This is a genomic window from Streptomyces sp. NPDC056503 (assembly GCF_042794995.1).
Taxonomy (GTDB): domain Bacteria; phylum Actinomycetota; class Actinomycetes; order Streptomycetales; family Streptomycetaceae; genus Streptomyces.
Genome location: NZ_JBHTST010000258.1, coordinates 1 through 3445 on the forward strand (window position 1 = coordinate 1; position 3445 = coordinate 3445).

At 72.8% G+C, this 3445-nt stretch carries 3 protein-coding genes and 1 pseudogene; 3 read left to right on the forward strand and 1 reads right to left on the reverse strand.

Going from position 1 to position 3445, the window contains the following annotated elements; all coding sequences use genetic code 11:
• Positions 1-646, forward strand: a pseudogene (locus ACFQ8C_RS36780) (mannose-6-phosphate isomerase, class I); the annotation flags it as partial.
• A gap of 343 nt (positions 647-989) precedes the next feature.
• The gene (locus tag ACFQ8C_RS36785) at positions 990-1370 is read left to right on the forward strand and encodes a hypothetical protein (RefSeq protein ID WP_383466282.1); all 381 of its coding nucleotides are present in this window, start codon (positions 990-992) and stop codon (positions 1368-1370) included.
• A 107-nt stretch (positions 1371-1477) separates the two neighbouring features.
• On the opposite strand, the gene ACFQ8C_RS36790 is transcribed toward ACFQ8C_RS36785, so the two are convergent.
• Positions 1478-2671, reverse strand: a complete 1194-nt coding sequence (locus ACFQ8C_RS36790) for a PQQ-binding-like beta-propeller repeat protein (protein ID WP_383466283.1) — start codon at positions 2669-2671, stop codon at positions 1478-1480.
• 205 nt (positions 2672-2876) lie between these two features.
• On the opposite strand from ACFQ8C_RS36790, the gene ACFQ8C_RS36795 reads away from it, so the two are divergent.
• On the forward strand, positions 2877-3445 hold a 569-nt coding region (locus tag ACFQ8C_RS36795), incomplete at its 3' end, for a cellulase family glycosylhydrolase (protein ID WP_383466285.1).

Consider the following 3445-nt stretch of genomic DNA (forward strand, 5'->3'; position numbering starts at 1 on the left):
GGCCGCGGCCACGGCCAGTGCCTCGGCGACGGGCCCGGACTCGGCCGAGAGCCCCGCCTCGACGGAGAGCCCGGCCCCGCCTCGGGGGGAGGCCCACGTCGACGCCTACGACCGCATCGCACGCGCCCGGCCGGGCGATGCCGGGCTGTTGTCCGCGCTGATGCTCCGGTACGTCGAGCTGAGTCCCGGTGAGGCGCTGTTCCTCGGGGCCGGGGTTCCGCACGCGTACCTCTCCGGGCTCGGGGTGGAGATCATGGCGAGCTCCGACAACGTCCTGCGGTGCGGGCTGACGTCCAAGCACGTGGACACGGAGGAGCTGGCCCGGGTCGTCCGCTTCGACGCGCCGCCGACCCGTGTCCTGACCCCCCGTGAGGAGGAGGGGGAGGGGGTGTACCCGGCGCCGGTGGACGACTTCCGTCTGTCGCGGTACCTCCTTCGCGCCGGCGAGCCGCGGCGGCGCGTGACGCTGGACGCCCCGCAGATCGTCCTCTGCGTCGCCGGAACCGTGGTGGTCTCCTCGTCCGGGGAGAGCATCGGCATCGGCCCCGGCCGGGCCGTGTTCGTACCCGCGGGCGCCGAAGTCGCGGTGGAGGGCGCCGGTACGGCCTTCCGCGCCACGACGGGCACCGCGGACCGCATCGCCTGACCCTTTTCGGCGACAACGAAACCAGTACTAAACTTAACCGGTTATGTTCCGTCTCTTGTTATCGGCCATCACGGCACCTAGCCTCAATTCCGCCGCCAGGGTACGACAGGGAATTCGCCGACAGACGAAGGCGATGACCTGAACCGCTCCTGCGGTCAATCCCCACTGCCCGGTACAGAGCCGCGTCACCACACCGGGCAGTGGGGCCCGGTGACGGTCCGCCCCGCACCCACGGGCCCGCCCGGGGCGTCCGACGACGATCGGCCGCGATCTCACTCCATGTCGGGCACGCCCGCGCCGTTCCCCTCCCCGGGCGGGCGCGGCACCGAGTGGGGAGCGCCGCGTGAACAGGACACGGGTCCTCTCGGCGGCGACGCCGCTCGCCCTCGCCGCCACGATCACCTCGGGCCCCGTCGCCGCGGAGGCCGCCGACCGCTCCGACGGGTTCTGCGTCGTGGACGGGCGGCTCGTCGCCGCCATCGGCAAGGACTTCGTCCTCCGCGGCGTCAACCACGCCCACACCTGGTACGCCGACCGTGCCGGGCAGTCCCTCGCCGACATCAAGGCCCTCCGGCTTCGTTCACGAAGAACGGGTTCCGGCACAACTTCCGTGAAGCCGAACCCATCCTCGGTGGCCGAGGTCGACGGCCCTGGTGAACCTGCGGGTCAAAGGCTCGTCCAGAGGTTGGCGCAAGCCCGGGCAGCGTGGTTTCACGGAAGTTGAGCCAGACCCTTCTCGGGTTCTGGTCCAGCTTCTGTGGTGGGGTCATGCGGCCGTGCCGCAGGGGAACTGCTCTCTCGGCGCGTCCTTGCGGCCCGATGTCCCCGACGTCATGCGGGCTCGTACACCGAGAAGGGCCGCACGCCCCCGCCCCATCGCACGACGACCACCAGGTCCTCGTGGATGAGCAGGTCCGCGAGTTCGCCCGCCTTGTGGTCGGTGTCGGTCCCGGTGTCCTGTTCGTTGCCGGTGGCCGCGTCGAGGACCAGCAGTTCGTCCGTGTCGTCACGCCTGCGCGCGAGCATGCGGACGAGGGCGGTCACTCGGCCGCCGGCCGCTTCGAGTGCGAGGAAGCCACGTCCGGAGGCCAGGTCGCGCCGCCATACTTCGGTGCCCTCCAGAAGGTCGAAGGCGACCACCCGGTTCACGTACTCCTTACCGCGCTTGGTCTCGGCGGCGATGTAGAGCCGCCCGTCCGCGACCGCCACAACCCCGGGCCTGCGCGACTGGCTCGTGCCGTGACCAGCGGTGGACTCGATCCGGCTCAGGGACGTCCCGTCCTCGTCGAAGGCGAGGTAGGCGCCCGGCCGGCCGCCCTGCACGGTCCCGCCGACCTGCACGACCACGGGATCGGTCGACAGCAGCGTCACCTCCGCGTCCGTGCCCGGAGTCGGGCGGCCGCCGAGCGGCGCGGACCATCGGGCCTTCCCGTCGGCCTTGTCGAACGCGGCCAGCCGCAGTTCGGTGCGGCCGCAGGTGAGCACCGCGAGGACCTGCCGCTCGCCGGCGGCGACCCGCTCGGGCACACAGCCCGCCGGGACTGCCGCCTTCCAGCGTGGGGCGCCTGTCAGCAGGTCGAAAGCGCGCAGGGCCTCCGATCCTTGAACAGCAGGCCGGACCGTTTTGAGGACCCATCGGTCATCGCCGTCCCGCAGTACGGCGAGCCCGCCCCCGGCGGCGACCATGTCGGTGAGCGACTCCGTGAGGTCGGCCGGGGCGCGTCGTACGTGCCACAGCTCACGGCCGGTCGTGAGGTCCAGCGCGGCGACGGTCGCACAGCCCTGACCGCCCGGACCACGGTCCCCCCGTGCCAGCAGGACGACGGAACCGGCCGTACGACGCGAGACCGCGCACACATGGTCCTGACCGGGCGGTGCGTACTCCCAGCGCCGGTCGCCCGACCGGGCGTCGAAGGCGGTGACGGCGTCGTACCGGCTGCGGACGAGCGTGTCGTCGACGAGCCAGGCACCGTTGCCGTGGTCCCGGGCCTTGTCGTCGACCGGCGCATCCCAGACAACGCGCATCGAGCCCCCTGAGGCGGAGCAGCCCGCGGTGAGGCCGACGACCAGCGCGGCAACGGCCGCGACCAGGGGGCGGAGCCGCCGCGTTCCCCCGCGGGACGAAAGCCACCGCTCCCGTCCCGGTCTCGTGTCGCCGGTCGTGCGCGCTGCCATACGGATCCCCACCCCTGGCTCGAAACGATCAAGGCCCCGTCAGACTAGGGGAGACGTGATCACTCACACAGCCCTCGTCCGTAGCCGTGACGGGGCGTCACCGCTCCACGGAAGTGGAGCCGGAGCCCGTTCTCGTGACCCCGCCGTCTTCGCCGCCGACCCCGACCGCGACACCGTCTTCTCCCTCCACCTGTACGGCGTGTACGACACCGCCGCCGAGGTCGAGGAGTACCCGGGCAGCTTCGTCGACCGCCGACTGCCCATCGTCGTCGGCGAGTTCGGGGACGCCCACAGTGACGGCGACCCCGACGAGGACGCCGTCATGGCCACCGCCCGACGGCTGGACCTCGGCTACCCGGGCTGGTCCTGGAGCGGCAACGGCGGCGGCGTCGAGTACCTCGACCTCGCCACCGGCTTCGACGCCGGCGGGTCCGGGCCACCGGCGAGTCCTGGACCGCGGCCGTCCCCGTCGGCGGCGCCGCGAGCTTCGGTGTCGACGTCGCGGGCCCCGGGGCCGTGCCCGCCTCCTTCGGCCTCGGCGGCGTCCCCCGTGCCAAGGGCCGACCCCCGTACCGCGCCCGCCGCACCGGGAGAAACGGCGTCGAGGGGCCGCCTCCCCGGGAG

Excerpts from the sequence above, each read along its gene's own strand:
- ACFQ8C_RS36790 (WP_383466283.1), bottom strand. The coding sequence starts at position 2,671 with ATGCGCGTTGTCTGGGATGCGCCGGTCGACGACAAGGCCCGGGACCAC.